13 protein-coding genes and 1 other RNA gene are annotated in these 16,087 nt (G+C 54.0%); 11 read left to right on the top strand and 3 right to left on the bottom strand.

The features are described 5' to 3' along the window. Positions 1-9: 9 nt before the first annotated feature. Both ssrS and D5270_RS02695 read right to left on the bottom strand, forming a co-directional pair. A non-coding RNA gene (gene ssrS / locus D5270_RS02700) (6S RNA) lies at positions 10-214 on the bottom strand. A 15-nt stretch (positions 215-229) separates the two neighbouring features. Then, positions 230-529: a DUF1292 domain-containing protein gene (locus D5270_RS02695; RefSeq protein ID WP_166542626.1), complete on the bottom strand. Its 300-nt coding sequence runs from the start codon at positions 527-529 to the stop codon at positions 230-232. Positions 530-1,405: 876 nt separating this feature from the next. Here D5270_RS02695 and D5270_RS02690 point away from each other — a divergent pair. From D5270_RS02690 to D5270_RS02645, 10 genes are all read left to right on the top strand, one after another. Next, complete coding sequence (locus D5270_RS02690; protein ID WP_166542625.1) at positions 1,406-1,888, top strand: hypothetical protein; 483 nt, start codon at positions 1,406-1,408, stop codon at positions 1,886-1,888. Between the two features lie 218 nt (positions 1,889-2,106). After that, on the top strand, positions 2,107-2,556 hold the full coding sequence (locus D5270_RS02685) for a GtrA family protein (RefSeq protein ID WP_166542624.1): 450 nt from the start codon (positions 2,107-2,109) through the stop codon (positions 2,554-2,556). After that, complete coding sequence (locus D5270_RS02680) at positions 2,537-3,712, top strand: LCP family protein (protein ID WP_166542623.1); 1,176 nt, start codon at positions 2,537-2,539, stop codon at positions 3,710-3,712. The genes D5270_RS02685 and D5270_RS02680 overlap by 20 nt, the downstream gene beginning before the upstream one ends. Positions 3,713-3,750: 38 nt before the next feature. Next, positions 3,751-4,974: an LCP family protein gene (locus D5270_RS02675; protein ID WP_166542622.1), complete on the top strand. Its 1,224-nt coding sequence runs from the start codon at positions 3,751-3,753 to the stop codon at positions 4,972-4,974. Between the two features lie 14 nt (positions 4,975-4,988). Continuing rightward, a complete protein-coding gene (locus D5270_RS02670) occupies positions 4,989-5,921 on the top strand; it encodes a sugar phosphate nucleotidyltransferase (protein WP_161473749.1) in 933 nt (310 codons plus the stop codon). Between the two features lie 281 nt (positions 5,922-6,202). Further along, the gene (gene glgB / locus D5270_RS02665) at positions 6,203-8,233 is read left to right on the top strand and encodes a 1,4-alpha-glucan branching protein GlgB (protein ID WP_166542621.1); all 2,031 of its coding nucleotides are present in this window, start codon (positions 6,203-6,205) and stop codon (positions 8,231-8,233) included. Positions 8,234-8,314: 81 nt separating this feature from the next. Beyond that, entirely contained in the window at positions 8,315-9,526 is a 1,212-nt protein-coding gene (locus D5270_RS02660; RefSeq protein WP_161473751.1) for a glucose-1-phosphate adenylyltransferase, read from the top strand. 46 nt (positions 9,527-9,572) lie between these two features. Then, a complete protein-coding gene (glgD, locus tag D5270_RS02655) occupies positions 9,573-10,688 on the top strand; it encodes a glucose-1-phosphate adenylyltransferase subunit GlgD (protein ID WP_243150057.1) in 1,116 nt (371 codons plus the stop codon). A 40-nt stretch (positions 10,689-10,728) separates the two neighbouring features. Beyond that, positions 10,729-12,156, top strand: a complete 1,428-nt coding sequence (gene glgA / locus D5270_RS02650) for a glycogen synthase GlgA (RefSeq protein ID WP_166542620.1) — start codon at positions 10,729-10,731, stop codon at positions 12,154-12,156. 157 nt (positions 12,157-12,313) lie between these two features. Then, positions 12,314-13,351, top strand: a complete 1,038-nt coding sequence (locus D5270_RS02645; protein ID WP_166542619.1) for a lipid II:glycine glycyltransferase FemX — start codon at positions 12,314-12,316, stop codon at positions 13,349-13,351. Here D5270_RS02645 and D5270_RS02640 read toward each other — a convergent pair. After that, on the bottom strand, positions 13,348-14,454 hold the full coding sequence (locus D5270_RS02640) for an anaerobic sulfatase maturase (protein ID WP_166542618.1): 1,107 nt from the start codon (positions 14,452-14,454) through the stop codon (positions 13,348-13,350). The genes D5270_RS02645 and D5270_RS02640 overlap by 4 nt on opposite strands. A 114-nt stretch (positions 14,455-14,568) precedes the next feature. Between D5270_RS02640 and D5270_RS02635 the strand changes: the two genes are divergently transcribed. After that, a complete protein-coding gene (locus tag D5270_RS02635) occupies positions 14,569-16,032 on the top strand; it encodes a sulfatase family protein (protein ID WP_166542617.1) in 1,464 nt (487 codons plus the stop codon). The last annotated feature ends 55 nt before the right edge of the window (positions 16,033-16,087 follow it).

The following is a 16,087-nucleotide window of genomic DNA, read 5'->3' as shown; positions in this document are numbered from 1 at the left end:
TAGTTTGCAAGAAAACCCGCTTGACCGTAATGTGCGTCTCAATAACCTGCCTACAAAGGAAACAGGTGGGTGCCCTCCCGCATGGTTCACGCTCCCTTCTTCCAGCCGCGGTCAAAGCCGGGCCGGGAGGTCTGCAATCCGCAGGCGGAGGGGGGCTCCCTAATTGATGAGTGTAGGGTTATATGTGCACAATTCGCGCATCAAGCAGGTTGATGTGAGGAGCTTGCCTTTACTCCTCAGGCTCGTCGTAATAGGCCTCGTTGAAGCGGGTCTCGAAGATTTCAGCCAGCCTATCCAAAAGCTCGTCGTCCTCAAGCTCCTGGAGCTGCTCTTCGCCGTCCTCCTCTATGACCTCGAAGATATAGTAGGTCTCGGCGTCCGAGGCCATATCCTCAGGGTCCTGCCGGGTGGGGACCAGAGCCATAAAGTGGCCGTCGTCAGTCTCCAACTCGTCAATAATTTCAAACTCATGCTCCTGGCCCTCGTCGTCTATGAGGGTGATGAGGTCTGCTTCAAATCCAGTATCCAAAGTAACAGCTCCTTTCCGATACGCCTATTGTACATAAAAACCTCCGGAAAGTCAAGCTGAATTTTGCCGCCGTGAGATAATTTGCCCAAATTCCCTGCAAAATAGCCGTGTCCTGAGAGCTTTGTAATATCTGGCAGAAATTTTTCAAAATATTTTAAAAAAGCTATTGACAAATCCGTGAGGACGGTGTATAATTAAGCCACAACAAAAGAAGATATACAAAATCTTCAAGTCAGTTGCAGGCCGGATGGATCGGAAGTAGCGAGCTGTAAATGGTAAAGCCCAAAAGCTCAGTGAAAACGGTGGGGAGAGGAAATCAGCCGCAGGGCAAAAGAAAAGACCGGCAGGTAGCTCCAGGATGGAGTGAAAGATAAGGCCGGATGCAGGCGGCAGCCAGTAAGGCGGCAAAATCATTGACGGAAAGGCGGGCGAGTCCAATGGACAACAGTATCGAATCACAGCACGGCGGGCTCGTGGCCCGCAAATGAATATAGATGAAGCCCCAAACAACAGAACATAAGAAAGGCAGGTCAATATATAGTTGGACATATTAAAGTCCCGCAATGACCAGCAGGCATAGACCTAATCGGGTTCCGCAAATTACATAGCTTAACAAAGCGAATCAAAAATAAAAATGCGGGCGGATGGATTAGTACAGATATGCCGGAAAAGGAAGATATACCAATGGGCTGTTGAGTGTTCTTTGAAAAGTTCACAGAAAGTGTTAAACTTCATCGATAAATAAGAGGTCCCCGGGTCGCTACCGGGGACCTTTCTCATTTGCATTTTTATCCGTTTTCCAGAAAGTTCACCTTGAATTTCCGCTGGATATGCTGTATAATATAAAATATATACCATATTTCAGGAGGCATCTGAATGGCAAAACACTGGGACTCCGACGCTTTCTGGCGTCACTACACCGACCTTATCAGCGGCTCCAATTTGGGGAGCATGGCTGGATACCCTCAGCATGGGAATACCTGCCGGCTGCTGCACAGCGTGGCTGTTGCATATTATAGCTGCCGTCTGGCGGCACTGCTGGGCGGAAGGTTCCATATGCGGGATATGACAAGGGGAGCCCTTTTTCACGACTACTTCTTCTATGACGCCCAGGACGGCGACCCTGCCCATAAAAAGCACTGGTCCCGCCACCCTGACATAGCCTGGCGCAACGCCTCGAAGGAGCTGGAGCTCACAGGCATTGAGGCGGACATAATACGTACCCACATGTTTCCACTGACACCCCGTCCCCCAAAGTATCGTGAGGGCGCGGTAGTCACACTGGTGGATAAGGGCTGCTCGGTGTATGAGTTCTTCAAGAGAAAGCGGCCCTACCCAAAGCTTGCGGGGAGGGTATAGATGGATTTTGCCGTCCGGTTTTCCGGGCGGTTTTTTGTTTCTCGACTGTTCTTAAGGAAAAGGCCGGCCCCATCCAAATCACAGCACTTGCATTTTTTGGGAAAAAGAGTTATAATATACCGGTTATATCATGCAGGGACAGGCTCCGGGGCGTTTTTTCTCTCAGATTCCGGGCAAGCTATATCTGCCAGGGGTTATTTCCTAAGGAGGCGGCAAAGGTGCGAACACTCTTTAAAAAGTACCGCGAGCTAATACTTTACGTGTTCTTCGGCGGGCTCACCACACTGGTGGACTGGGTGAGCTACTGGCTCATGACGGACCTTATGCACGTGCCCTACATGACGGCGGCGTTTTTATCCCAGGTGCTGTCAATACTCTTCGCCTACGTGACTAACCGGCGCTTTGTCTTTGAGAGCAGGGTGCGGGGGGCCGGGGCGGTGGCCCTGGAAATGGCTAAGTTTTTCGGGGCCAGAGGAGCGTCGCTGCTGCTGAACATGCTTGTGATGTTCGTGGGAGTGGACCTGTTGCATGTGAACGACAAGCTTATAAAGGTGATAGCCAGCGTGCTGGTAATCATCGCAAACTACATTTTCAGCAAGCTCTTTGTGTTCCGCAGCTCGGGGCATGAGGGCGGCGGGGAGGACCCTAATGGCAAAGAGAAGAAATGAACAGGCCTTTCAGGATGTTTCCAGCTATTCAAACGGTGAAGGCAAGAAGCGGCGCAAGGGCCGCAGGGTGAGGATTGCGCTCCAGTGCGTGGCGTGTTTGCTGTGCGTTATAATGATACTGTTCGGCTCGGCGCTGATATACATATCGATGGATGTTATCAGCGAGCTGAGCACCACCACCATCACCAAGGACCCGGCCCTTCTGGGTATCAACGATAACCCGGTGGTAGACTATGCCCAGGATGACAGCATTGTAAATATCGCCATGTTCGGCGTGGACTCCAGAAACAGCGAGTTCAGGGGGCTCTCAGACGTCACCATGATACTCACCGTTGACAATAAGCACGATACTGTAAAGATGACCTCTATTCTCAGGGACAGCCTGGTCTATATTGAGGGCGATGGCTACGGCGGAGCATACTATAATACCAATACCAAGATGAACGCTGCCTACTCCTGGGGAGGCCCGGAGCTTGCCATACGTACCTTAAATCAGAACTTCGGCCTGCGCATTGAGGACTATGTGACCATAAACTTTGTGAATATGGCGGCTATCGTCGACGCCTTCGGGGGCGTGGAGATGGAGGTAACTGCCGACGAGATAGACGAGATAAACCTGAATCTCCGCAACCTTATCTGGGAGGTTGAAGACCAGAAAAACCAGGACTACTATAACGGAATTGAAAATACAAACTACCCCCAGGTGGTAGACAGCGACTTTATGTACGCCACCGGTGACGTAGATACCTATCTCTTAAACGGCAACCAGGCGGTGTCCTATGGGCGCATAAGAAATATAGGAAGCGACTTTGGGCGGGTTGAACGCCAGCAGAAGGTGCTCACCGCTTTGATAAGCCGGGTGAAGAACTTCGGCATGGCCGAGTACCCGAATCTGGTAAAGAAGCTGGCCCCATATGTGGATACGAGCCTCTCTATTAATGATATAATAGGAATGCTCCCCATACTCGCCACTGACCTTTCTGTGGAGCGCATATCCGTGCCGGACCCCGACGCAGAGACGGACCTACAGGATATTGAGTACGACCTGGTGTATAATTTGGAGAACGCGGCGAAGCGTATGAGCGCCTTCATGTTCGAGGAGGGCTCACCGTACTGGGAGGAATATAAGGACATAGTTGAGGCCTCCAAAAAGTAGTTTAGGATAAAAAAGAGAATATTATAGGGAATTGGTGAATGGGACAGAAAAGAGATAACAGGGCGGCAGGCCGCCACGCAGCGCCGACAGGCCGGGAAAGGCCCCGGCGCGAGACCCTAAAGGACAATTATTACTATGAGGACAGGCAGTTTGAGGACGTGTCCAGCTACTCCTCCGAATCCCGCCGGCAGCTGGACCGGGCAGCCGTGAAGCGGGCAAAGAGGGCTCCCAAAAGGCAGGAACCTGCGCGCAGGGGGAGGCCCGCCCCCAAACCAAAGCGCCGGATAAATGCCGGGGCGCTTATAGCATGGATGGTGTTCCTGCTGGTGATAGGCGGGGTGGGGCTGTTTATATACATGTTCTCAGGCTTGAAGGTCACTGACCTGGGCGGCGACCTGGCTGTGGCGGCGGGACAGGCCGGGGTAAAAAATATAGCGATGTTCGGCGTGGACAGCAGGGACGGAGAGAACGTGGGTCGTTCGGACGCTGTGATGGTGCTGAGCATAGACAGCCGGAGCCATACTTTAAAAATGTCCTCGTTTATGCGGGACAGCAACGTGTATATCGAAGGCTACGGCTACGATAAGCTCACCCATGCCTATGCCTATGGCGGGCCGGAGCTTGCGGTGCGCACCATAAACCAGAACTTCAGGCTTGACATAACAGACTATATTACCGTGAATTTCTACGACATGACGGAGATAGTTGACGCCTTCGGGGGCGTGGAGCTGGAGCTTACCGGGGAGGAGATGCTGGAGGTAAACCGCAACCTATTCAACCTCAGCCGCGAGGCCGAGAACGAGGGCTCAAAGGCTCCTATCAGGCACGACGACTACTTCACCGCCACCGACGGCACGCATAATATGATAGACGGAGAGTTTATCGGCGGCAAGTACCTCCTCAACGGCGCTCAGGCTGTGGCATACTCCCGTATCCGCTACATCGGCGGCGACGGCGAGCGTACCAGCCGCCAGCATGAGGTCCTGAAGGGGCTGCTGCAGCGGGCCAAGCAGCGCACTGTGTTTAGCTGGCCCTCTATAGTCCATGGTGTTGTGCCCCACTGTGAGACCTCCATGGACTTTATGGATATGGTGAAGCAGGTGCCATTTGCCTTCGGGCATATTAAAATGGAGAGCGCCACCTTCCCCGGCGCGGCAGAGGGGGCATATGACGCTAATAACGAGAACGGTCAGTATGTTATGGGCTTCGATGAGGAGCTTATGAGGGAGAACCTGCACCGGTTTATTTACGGTGACAAATAAAAGGAGGACAACATATGAGTGAACCTGTACTGGTCATTATGGCTGCGGGCCTTGGAAGCCGCTACGGTGGGGGAGGTCTCAAGCAAGTGGACCCGGTGGGTCCCTGCGGGGAGAGGATAATTGACTTCTCCATGTACGACGCTTATAAGGCCGGATTCCGCAAGGTGGTCTGCGTTATAAAGCGAGACATGCTGGAGGATTTCAAGAAGGAGATAGCCGCCCCCATTGAGAAGTACATGCAGATAGATTACGCCTTCCAGGAGCTCACCGACATACCCGAGGGCTGCGAAATCCCCGAGGGCCGGGAGAATCCCTGGGGCACAGGCCACGCCGCTCTTTGCGGGGCCAGGCTCTGCGGGGACGCGCCATATGCGGTGATAAACGCCGACGATTTTTATGGGCGGGAGGCCTATGAGAAGCTCTATAATTTCCTGAAGTCCGCCAATCTTGAGGGCCCGGTACAGGATTTGTGTATGGTGGGCTATCAGGTGAAAAACACCATCTCCGAAAACGGCTATGTGGCCCGGGGAGTCTGTGCCACTGAGGACGGTATGCTTGCCCAGGTGGTGGAGCGCACCAAGATAGGCCGCACTCCCGATGGAAATATCGGCTACAGTGAGGACGACGGCGAGACCTGGGTGCATATCTCCCCCGAAACCCCGGTGTCCATGCAGTTCTGGGGCTTTACTCCCGGCTTCACCAAATCCCTTGAGGAGGAGTATGCCCGCTTCTTTAGCGAAGACCTTCCGAAAAATCCCTTAAAGGGCGAGTTCTTCCTGCCGTTTGCCGTAAACGCCATGCTCCAGCAGGGCAGGGCAACGGTTAGGGTGCTTGAGACCGGGGGCAAGTGGTACGGCGTGACCTACAGGGTGGACCGTCAGTCTGTGGTGGATGCCCTGCAGGAGCTCACCGACAAGGGGGAATACCCCACGCCGCTTTGGGGATAAGCCTATAATATAGTCCGCAGGCGCCGCTCATTTGGGTGGCGCTTTTTCGTGCCGCGGGAACAGTTACACATAGAACTTGGTCGAATTTTGTGAATTTTTACAAAGTTAAGGTGTCTGTTACGCAATCTTTCCAAAAAATAACTAAAAACCACTTGAAATTTTTTTCAGATATGGTATTATAAGAGCAGGGAAATCTCCCTCCTAGTATGGCTGGCTGTAAAGCGGCGCATTTGCCCGCAGGACTAAAAGGCCGGTCAAAAGAAAGGAACGTGACTGCAGCTATGAATACTGAACTGACCGGTGAAAAGAAGGTCCCTGCTGGCGCGCAGGCAAAGGATGACCCGGAGCAGGTGCCATTATTCCTGTTTCACAGCGGCAAAAACCGGCGCCTATATGAGTATATGGGTGTGCACAAGACCACCCGTAATGGGAAAAGGTGTATGGTGGCAAGGGTTTGGGCTCCAAAGGCCCGGGCAGTGTCCCTTGTGGGCAATTTCTGCAACTGGGATAGCGCCAAGTACCCCATGAAAAAGGTGGACGACAGCGTCTGGGAATGCTATACGGACTTCGAGTTTGAGCCCTATGAGATGTATAAGTTTTATATTAAGACCGCCTCTGGCGAGGACACCTATAAGGCGGACCCCTTTGCCTGGCACACGGAGACCAGGCCTGGCACAGCCTCACGGTGGTACGAGCTGGAGGGATACGGCTGGGGAGACTCCCAGTGGCAGAAGAAAAAGGAGACGGACAAGCACTACTCCCAGCCGGTGAACATATATGAAATGCACGCGGGCTCCTGGCGTAAATACGCGGACGGCTCAGTGTTTTCCTATGATAAGCTGGGGGATGAGCTCATACCATATGTTAAGGAGATGGGCTTCACCCATATTGAGTTCATGCCTCTGACGGAATACCCCTACGACGGCTCATGGGGATATCAGGTGATGGGTTATTTCGCACCCACCTCCCGCTACGGTCAGCCAAAGGATTTAATGAGGTTTGTAGACCGCTGCCATCAGGCGGGGATAGGCGTGATAATGGACTGGGTACCGGCCCACTTCCCAAGAGACGCGGCTGGTCTTGCCAAATTCGACGGCACTCCCTGCTATGAGTACGAGGACCCCAGGAAGGGCGAGCATAAGGAGTGGGGCACGCTGGTGTTTGACTACGGCAAGCCCGAGGTCATAAGCTTCTTGATGTCCAGCGCCGTGTTCTGGCTCAAGGAGTACCACGTGGACGGCCTGCGTGTTGACGCGGTGGCCTCAATGCTGTATCTGGACTATAACCGCCGGGACGGCGAGTGGATTCCCAATAAGGACGGCGGCAAGGAGAACCTGGAGGCGGTCGCTTTCCTACAGGCGCTCAATGAGGCGGCCTTCGCTGAGGTGTTGGACCCGATGATGATAGCCGAGGAGAGCACCTCCTGGCCTATGGTCTCAAAGCCTACCTTCATGGGTGGCCTGGGATTCAACTACAAGTGGAATATGGGCTGGATGAACGATATGCTCAGATATATGTCCATGGACCCGCTATTTAGAAGCGGCAACCATAACAGCCTGACATTCTCATTCTTCTACGCCTTCTCCGAGAACTTTATCCTACCAATCTCCCACGATGAGGTGGTGTACGGCAAGGGCTCTCTGATAAATAAAATGCCTGGCACCGACGAGCAGAAGGCTGCGGGCATGAGGTGCTTTGTAACCTATATGATGGGCCATCCCGGCAAGAAGCTACAGTTTATGGGCACTGAGTTTGCCCAAAAGGACGAGTGGAACTACGAAAGGGAGCTTGAGTGGTATCTCCTACAGTATAAGGAGCATAAGGACGCCCATGACTTCTTCAAGGCCGTAAACCACTTCTACCTTAGCCGTCCCGAGCTTTGGGAGGTGGACTTCTCCTGGGAGGGCTTCGAGTGGATAAGTAACGACGACTATACCCAGAGCGTTATTGCCTTCAGGCGCAAATCCAAGGAAGGCAAGGAGCTTGTGTGTGTCTGCAACTTTGTTCCCGTCCAGCGGGAAAACTATAAAATTGGCATTCCCCAGTGGGGCACCTGGAGCGAGGTGTTCACCTCTGACGACAGCGCCTTCGGCGGCGGCGGTGTCACCAACGGTAAGAGCATAATGACCATCGACGAGCCTATGCACGGCTGCGAGCAGTGCATAGAGCTGACGCTGCCGGCAAACACCGTGTTCTTCCTTGAGTGCACAAAGCCCGGCGTGAAGCCAAAGCCCAAGGCGGTCAAGAAGGAGAAGCCTGAGCCGGCCATAGTTACCGATGCAGGCAGGCACGCGGCTACGGCCAGCGCGTAAAACTTCCAGGCAAGAAAGCACCGTTTCCCATCGCGGAGGCTTTTCGTAATATATAAAAACGAGAATACAGGAGGACGAACAATGTTACCCAAACAAGAGGTCGTAGCCATGCTGCTTGCGGGCGGCCAGGGCAGCAGGCTGGGTGTGCTTACAAAGGACATCGCCAAGCCCGCCGTGCCCTTCGGGGGAAAGTACCGCATTATAGACTTCCCCCTCTCCAACTGCGTCAATTCCGGCGTTGAGACTGTAGGCGTGCTTACCCAGTACCAGCCCCTGGAGCTCAACGAGTACATCGGCTCCGGCCAGCCCTGGGATTTGGACAGCATGAACGGTGGCGTGCATGTGCTCTCTCCCTATGAGAAGCGCAAGAATACCGACTGGTATAAGGGTACGGCTAACGCCATCACACAGAATATCCCTTTCATTGACAGATATAACCCCGACTATGTGCTGGTCCTCTCCGGCGACCATATCTATAAGATGGACTACTCCAAGATGATAGCCTTCCACAAGGAGAAGGAGGCCGCTGTAACTATAGCTGTGCAGCAGGTGCCTATGGCCGAGGCCAGCCGCTTCGGAATCCTGAATACCAACGAGGACGACTCCATCTATGAGTTTGACGAGAAGCCCGCGAAGCCCAAGAACGACCTTGCAAATATGGGCATTTACGTATTCAGCTGGGATAAGCTCAGGAAGTTCCTCTTAGCTGACGAGGAGGACCCCAAGAGCTCCAACGACTTCGGCAAGAACGTGCTGCCCGCCATGCTGAATGCCGGCGAGCGCATGTACGCCTACCGCTTCAACGGCTACTGGAAGGATGTGGGCACCATCGACAGCCTTTGGGAGTCCAATATGGATATCCTGGACCCCAATGTGCCCCTGGACCTTAGCGACCCCGACTGGCGCATTTACAGCCGCAACCCTGTAATGCCGCCGCACTATATCGCCAAGGGAGCCCATGTGCAGAACTCTACTGTTGCCGAGGGCTGCAATGTATACGGAAACCTTGAGTTCTCCGTGCTCTTCGCTGGGGTATATGTAGCACCCGGCGCAGAGGTGTACTCCTCTATAATTATGCCCGGCGCCCGCATTGAGGAGGGAGCCAGGGTACAGTACGCTATAGTTGCCGAGAACGCCGTAGTTGGCGCGGGGGCTGTGGTGGGCCAGAAGCCGGAGGATGTTGAGAACAAAGACGAGTGGGGCGTGGCGGTAGTCGGCCCCGGCTGCAAGGTGCCACCCGGCGGCAGCGTAGCGCCCAAGGAGATGCTGGACGCTGAGGAGGCCGGCAAATGAGTAAACTGCTGAATAATATGACTGAAACGAAAGGGAGATGGTCCATATGATGCGCGGCAATGAAGTTATCGGCATCCTCTTTGCATATGTGCACGAGGAGCGTGTAAGAGAACTGACGGAGAACCGGGTGATGGCCTCCATACCCTACGGCGGCCGCTACAGGCTGGTGGATTTCGCCCTCTCAAACCTGGTGAACTCTGGGGTAAACAAGGTAGGCGTTATCACCGAGCAGAACTACCAGTCCCTTATGGACCACCTGGGCTCAGGCAAGACCTGGAACCTGTCCCGCAAGAGGGAGGGCCTGTTCCTACTGCCGCCGTTTGGGGCGGAGATTAGCCGTACCGACGGCCTGGTATCAAGCCTTGCCTCTATCCACCGCTTTTTAAAGAACTCCAAGGAGGAGTACGTGCTCATTTCCAACTGTGACACAGTCTCCAACATAGACTATAGGGACGTGTTCCGCTTCCACTCCGAGAAGAACGCGGACATCACGGTTATCTACCGCCACGGCACATCCCCTGATACGGATAAGAACGTGGTCTACACAGTGGACCCAGAGGGCTACGTGCTGGATATACTTATAAAGCGCGGAAGCGACCAGAACTGCAATTACGGCATTGGCAAATGTATTATACGCCGCCAGAAGCTGATTGACCTGGTGGACGACTGCATGAGCCGCAACCTGTATGATTTCGACAGGGACATTATGCAGCGCAACCTGAAGGATATGAAGATTTACGGCTATGAGTACACCGGCGCGGCCTACACAATCAGCTCCTTCAAGGACTATTTCGAGGCCAATATGGCCCTGATGGACCCGAAGGTCCGCACCCAGCTGTTCCCGGCGGAGCACCCCATCTACACTAAGGTGAGGGACGATATGCCCGCAAAGTACGGCCTTGGCTCCTCGGTGGAGAACTCCATTGTAGCCGACGGCTGTGTTATAGACGGCGAGGTTGAGAACTGCGTGCTCTTTAGAGGAGTGCGGGTAAAGAAGGGTGCAAAGCTCCGCAACTGCGTCATTATGCAGGACTGTGTCATTGGCGAGGGCACTAAGCTTGAATATGTTGTGGCAGACAAGAACGTAGAGTTCGATATGAACCGCAACATGTCCGGCTCCTCCAGCTACCCGGTCTATGTGGCAAAGGGGAGCAGGGTCTGAGTCCGCGGAAAAAACTTGAGGCAGAAAGGAACTACCAATTATGAAGATTTTGTATTGTGCAAGTGAGGCCCTGCCATTCTCCGCAACAGGAGGACTGGCGGACGTGTCCGGCTCGCTGCCCCAGGCTTTGCGGGCCAGGATGGTGGGCTGCCGGGTGGTGGTGCCGCTGTATGATAACGTATCCCAGGAGCTGCGGGACAAGATGAAGTTCGTCACGAGCATTTCCGTGCCCGTGGCCTGGCGGCGGCAGTATTGCGGCATTTTTGAGGCCAAAATAGGCGCTGTGACCTATTATCTCATAGATAACCAGTATTACTTCAAGCGCGGCAGTCTCTACGGCCACTTTGACGACGCGGAGCGCTTTGCCTTCTTCTCAAGGGCCGTTTTGGAGATGCTGCCCTATATCGACTATAAGCCCGACGTGATACATGCCAACGATTGGCAGTGCGCACTGGTGCCTGTGTATTACAGGCTCTTCTATGCCAATAACGACTGGTACTCCGGCATTAAGACACTATTTACCATCCACAACATCCAGTATCAGGGGCAGTACGGCAAGGATATCCTTGAGGATGTCTTCGGCATTCCGGCCTACGAGAGCCAGCTCCTGGAGTTCAATAAGGATGTAAACCTGATGAAGGGTGCTATCGAGTGCGCCAACTGGGTATCGACTGTCAGCCCAACATACGCCCAGGAGATTCTGGACCCATGGTTCTCCCATAAGCTGGACCCCATCCTCAAGGAGCGCTCCTGGAAGCTGTCCGGCATATTAAACGGTATAGATACAGTGGGCTACGACCCCGAGACCGACAAAGACCTTTTCGCAAACTACAGCAAAGAGGACAAGGCGAATAAGGCGGTAAACAAGAAGAAGCTGCAGGAGCGCCTGTGCATTGAGGTAGACCCTGAGGTGCCGCTGATAGGCATGGTCACCCGCCTTGTGTCCCATAAGGGCCTTGACCTAGTGAAGGATGCTGTGGACAATGTTATGGAATACTCCAACGCACAGATAGTTATTCTAGGCAGCGGGGACCTGGAGTATGAGAACTACTTCAAGTGGATGCAGGAGAAGTACCCAGGACGCTTCGTGCTCTGCCTGGGCTTTGTGCCTGAGCTTTCAAGGAAGATATACGCCGGAGCCGACATCTTCCTCATGCCCAGCAAGTCCGAGCCCTGCGGCCTGTCTCAGATGATAGCCCTGCGCTATGGAACTATACCGGTGGTCCGTGAGACCGGCGGCCTAAAGGACTCCATCACAGACAGTGGCGACGGCGAGGGCAACGGCTTCACGTTCATGACCTATAACGCGGGCGATATGCTACACAGCCTGCACCGTGCCATCTACGCCTATAACTCCGACAAAAAGGGCTGGGGCGTGCTGGTAGACCGGGCTATGAACTGTGACAACAGCTGGGGCCGCTCGGCGGGCGAGTATATCAAGCTGTACAAACAGATAATGGAGAGCTAAAGACTGAAAGATAAGCAGTAATAAATAGGAGCCTGGGCGCTTTGCCCGGGCTCTTTTCGTTTACATTACGAACATATAAGTATTACAACTTTATTACAAAATGCTCCTTACCTTCCAAGTAACCGGGTCGTCTAATAGGTGAAAGGAGTGGAAAGTGATGGAATACCTTGATTTTAACAATAGAGCCGCCATAGAGGAATATGAGGCCTTTTTAAGCAGCAGGAGCGCTCATTTTTTACAGTCTACCCTATGGGCCGGGGTAAAGCACCGCTGGAGGCATGAGGTCATAATATCCAGGGACAGCCACGGAAGCATCCGGGCTTCGGCGCTGGTGCTGGTAAAACGGTTTCCTCCCCCCTTCAAGCCGTTTCTATACTGTCCGAGGGGGCCGGTCTGTGACGTCACAGACCAAGAGTCCCTGAAGGATATCCTTCAGGGACTAGAGGAGCTTGCCGGCAGATATCACGCCTACTCATGCAAGCTGGACCCGCCCATAGACGAGACGGACAGCCGGGCCGTGTACGCACTGCGTAATGCCGGCCTGAGGTTTACCGCCTGGCAGCCGGACGACCTGACAATACAGTGCCGCAATAACTACGTGCTGGACATAGGCGGGCGCTCGGAGGAGGAGCTGCTGGCCTCTTTTAAGAGCAAGTGCCGCTATAATATCAGACTGGCACAGCGCAAAGGGGTTACCTGCAAAGTGTACGGCAAGGAGCGCCTTGCCGACTTCCAGCGGCTGATGGAGGAGACCAAGGACCGTGACGGCTTCGACATGCGCAGCGAGTCCTATTTTGCCCGTATGCTGGACTCACTGGGGGAACACTGCCGGCTATATCTCTGTGAGTACCAGGGGCAGGCGCTGTCAGGGGCCATATGCGTTCAGTATGGCGGCAGGACCACCTATCTGTATGGAGCCTCTACCGCAGCCCACAGAGAGGTAATGCCAAACTATCTAATGCAGTGGGAGATGATGCGCTGGGCGGTAGAGAGCGGCTGTCATACCTATGACTTCGGCGGTGTTCCCCACTGGTACGACCCGGACCACCCCAATAACGGCGTCTATAGATTTAAGACTGGCTTCAACGGCAGGCTGGAGGTATACGCCGGAGAGTTTACCCAGGTGTATGCCCACAAGTATAAGGCCGCTGTGGACCGCGCCCTGGTATGGGCAGGCTATCACAAGCTGCTTTAACCTCTTGGGGAAAAGCCAGCTAATTCCCGGAGCCTCGGCAGGGCATAGGCGAAAAAGTCCCTGTAAGCCGGGCAGAAATAGTTTTCTCCCTGAGTAGAGAGAGGCTCCCTGTCCCGGCGGCAGCCGCCCCGGCAGATAAAGAAATATTCACAGTCTCCGCACTCTGCAGGGTGGGATAGGGAATCCTTCAAAAACTGCCCCGCGGCCTTGTCCAGCTCAGGGTAGCTGTCCTGCAAAATATTCCCCAGCCGCCACTGGTCTAGGCAGTAGAAATCGCAGGGGTACACCGAGCCGTCCGCCTCTATCACATGCTGAGGAGCACAGCGGCCAGACAAGCCACAGTGTTCCGGCGGGCGACCAAGAAGCACACCAAGCAGGTTTTCAAAGTACCGCACATATATAAAGCGTCCGGCAATAACGTCCTGATACCACAAATCAAAAAGCTTCTTTAAAAATCCGGTAAACAGCTCAGGCGTCAGGGAGTATGGAGAGCCGCCACGAGGCTCACAGATGGGGTCCAGGCAGGGGATATACTGCTGGTACAGCAGCTCCTCACGCCGGAAAAAGCGGTATATCTGTGTGATACTTTCCGCCACCTGCCGGGTAACCACTGTAAGTATATTAAAATCCACGCTGTGGCTTCGGAGCAGCCGGGCGGCACGCATGGTGCGGCTAAAGGTGCCGCGTCCGTTAGTATCTTTGCGGCTGCCGTCATGGATGGCCTTGGGACCGTCCAGAGAGAGGCCAATGAGAAAATTATTTTCCTTAAAGAACCTGGCCCAGGAGTTGTCGAGAGTAAGCCCGTTAGTTTGCAGAGCGTTAATTATTTTCACATTCTTAACATTATACCTGCGCTGAAACTCAACGGCCTGCTGAAAGAACTCCAGCCCCCGCAGAGTGGGCTCTCCGCCCTGGAAGCCGAAGGTGCACTGACCGTCGGCATAGTCGAGTGACTTCTTTATAAGTACCTCCAGGGTAGAAAGGGACATATGCCCATAGGAGGCCACGGCGCGGTTTTGGGCCTCGTCATGGTAGAAACAGTAGGCGCAGCGCATATTGCAGCCGCCTGAGGCTGGCTTAATAAGCAGTGAAAGAGGGGGCATGTCTGGTGCTCCTTTCATTTTGAAAAATTTCTCCAGTTATTATAGCATTTTATAAAAAAATATGCTATACTTACAGAGAAATAAGTGGGGAATCCCCAAAAGGAGCGTGCGCTTATGCGTATCATCATGTTCGACATCGACACCCTGCGTCCGGACCATCTGGGCTGCTACGGCTATGCCAGGGACACCTCCCCGGTGATTGACAGTATTGCCGCCGATGGTTTGCGTTTTGACAACTACTACTGCCCAAACGCCCCCTGCCTGCCCAGCCGTGCGTCCCTTATCTCCGGTCGCTATGGCATCCGCACCGGAGTTGTGGGACATGGAGGCACTGCCGCCGACATGCGCCTGCAGGGGACTACCCGGCATTTCCGGGACAGCGTCAGTGATAACGGCCTATTTATGCAGTTCCGCCGTGCCGGTATGCACACGGTAAGCTTTTCCACCTTCGCCGAGCGGCACTCCTCCTGGTGGTTTAACGCCGGATTCAATGAGTGCTTCAACGTAGGTAAATGTGGCAATGAGCTGGCTGGAGAGGTAACTCCCCATGTGCTGGACTGGCTGAAGCGGAAAGGGGACAATGACAACTGGTTTATGCACGTGCACTACTGGGACCCTCACACACCCTACCGGGCCCCGGAGGAATTCGGCAACCCGTTTAAGGATGTGCCTCTGCCGGACAACTGGATAGATGGCAAGATATTTGCCGAACACCTGCTGCATGTTGGGCCTCACGGTGCCAATGAAATCAATATGTGGGATGACACCCATTTCGACCAGTACCCACGCCATCCCGGCGCGGTGCGTACAATGCAGGATATGCGGGACTTTATGGACAGCTACGACTGCGGAGTGCGGTATACTGACGACAATATCGGACAGGTTATAGGACAGCTAAAAGAGATGGGACTATATGAGGATACGGCAATAATCATTACATCTGACCACGGCGAGAATCTTGGGGAGCTGGGGTTATACGCCGAGCACGGCACCGCCGATGAGCCCACCTGTCATATCCCAATGATAATCAAGTGGCCCGGCGGGCCGGAGGGTGAAACAGCCCCGGGCTTCCATGACAACGTGGATTTGGCCCCCACTATCCAAGAGCTGCTTGGCACCAAATTCGTGGGCGAATATGACTATGACGGCGTGTCCTACGCCAAGACCATCACCCAGGGCAAGAACTGCGGCAAGGACCATCTGGTGCTAACCCAGTGCGCCCACGTCTGCCAGCGAAGTGTGCGTTTTGACAACTACCTCTATCTGCGCACAATCCACGGCGGCTACCACCTGTTCCCAAAGGAGCAGCTATTTGATGTGGTGAACGACCCGCACCAGCTCCACAATTTGGCCGACGAGCGCCCGGACCTCTGCGATAAGGGAGCGAGGCTTATTCTCAACTGGGTGGATGAACAGATGAAAAAGTCTGAATTTGACATAGATCCCATGTGGACAGTCATGCGCGAGGGCGGCCCCGAGCACGCAAGGGGAATGCTTGAGAGCTACATCAAGCGCCTTGAAGGTACGCCAAGAGCTTCACAGATACCGCTCCTTCGGGAGATGTATCCCAAAGGTTGAAAGTTTACCGTAACTATATTAAGTTTACATAACCTGATACATTCCAGGCTCCTGA

It is taken from the genome of Acutalibacter sp. 1XD8-36, from assembly GCF_009917525.1.
Lineage (GTDB): Bacteria > Bacillota > Clostridia > Oscillospirales > Acutalibacteraceae > Acutalibacter.
This window is presented reverse-complemented; position numbering and strand designations above follow the sequence as displayed.